The following is a 1,156-nucleotide window of genomic DNA, read 5'->3' as shown; positions in this document are numbered from 1 at the left end:
TCCCGAACCACCAGCGCCGTGCTCGGTTCAGAGGCCACCGGTAATTGGGAGTTGCACCCGGCGACCCGAATCAGGCGCGCGCTCAATCGGTTGGCCTGTATTATCCCCGATAAGCGATCAAGGTGGAGGCATGATTGCCTGCAGGGGCACGTAACGTAAAGCGGTCAACTACCGCTAAGGCGCTCTTAGCGCCCACCTCGGACCAGTCGCCCAGACTCGGATTTTGGCGACTGAAACACCTTGAAAACATACAGCGGCCGGAAGTCGTGGAAACGCAGCATGCGTCTTGGTTTATCCGCCAACTTTGGTGCTCATGCTCCAGCACTTTACGACATACGAAGGCAAACTAACGCATTTTCCCCGAGGCATATACCGATGCCCAAATCACCATCGAAATAGCTGCACCGAAATACAAGGTATCGAGGGACGCGCCTTCTTCGACGGCTCGCTCCAGAAACAGGATGGTAAGCACCACCACGGAAACGTGAATGATCGTGATTTTAAGATCGTGAAAGCTTTTAATATTCAGAATATTAAGAAACGCACTCTTGGCGGCTTTAACGGGCGTAATAAATAGCCGAAACAGACTGACTGATACTAAATGAAGGGTGATGGCGATCAGAGTAATGTCGAGCAACTTGAGCAAACTGACAACAAGGTTCTTACCCTGATCGGTGGTGCTTGGCACATTCAGAAAAACACCGGAAACGACATTGATAAGCAATGTGATGCTGACAAAATACAGCAAAGCGGCAGACACGGCTGTTACCATAACGGCAACCAACACGACAAAACGGCTACTGTGAAACAGCTTTTCCATCGAATTAACGTCCTGGCAGTCGAAGATATGCACCCGTATGCTTCGCCCGGAAAGTGCCCAAATACTATAGCATGTTTTCTCCGAGGCTAAAGCTCCCGAACCACCAGAGCCATGCTCGGTTCACAGCCCTCCGGTAACTGGAGCTGCACCCGGTGCCCCGAACCCGGCGCGCGCTCAATCGGTTGGCCGGTCTTGTCCCGCAATGCAGTCGGGGTGAAGGTATGATTACCTGCGGGGGTCAGTAAGGTCAAGCGGTCACCTACTGCAAAGCCGTTTTTGGCATCCACCTCGGTCCAGCCGCCCTGTTCTGCTACGGGCTCGGCCACCCATTGTTGG

The 1,156-nt window shown here is 53.1% G+C and carries 2 protein-coding genes; both read right to left on the bottom strand.

The genetic code is table 11. The annotated features are described in order from the left end of the window. Window positions 1-346: 346 nt before the first annotated feature. On the bottom strand, window positions 347-820 hold the full coding sequence (locus DKW72_RS16240) for a YqhA family protein (protein WP_111643430.1): 474 nt from the start codon (window positions 818-820) through the stop codon (window positions 347-349). An 86-nt stretch (window positions 821-906) separates the two neighbouring features. Then, a partial coding sequence (locus tag DKW72_RS16235; RefSeq protein ID WP_198411407.1) for a U32 family peptidase C-terminal domain-containing protein occupies window positions 907-1,156 on the bottom strand: 250 nt, incomplete at its 5' end.

Origin of the sequence: Marinimicrobium alkaliphilum (assembly GCF_003259155.1) — a bacterium.
Lineage (GTDB): Bacteria > Pseudomonadota > Gammaproteobacteria > Pseudomonadales > Cellvibrionaceae > Marinimicrobium_A > Marinimicrobium_A alkaliphilum.
This window is presented reverse-complemented; position numbering and strand designations above follow the sequence as displayed.

Excerpts from the sequence above, each read along its gene's own strand:
- DKW72_RS16240 (WP_111643430.1), bottom strand. The coding sequence starts at position 820 with ATGGAAAAGCTGTTTCACAGTAGCCGTTTTGTCGTGTTGGTTGCCGTT.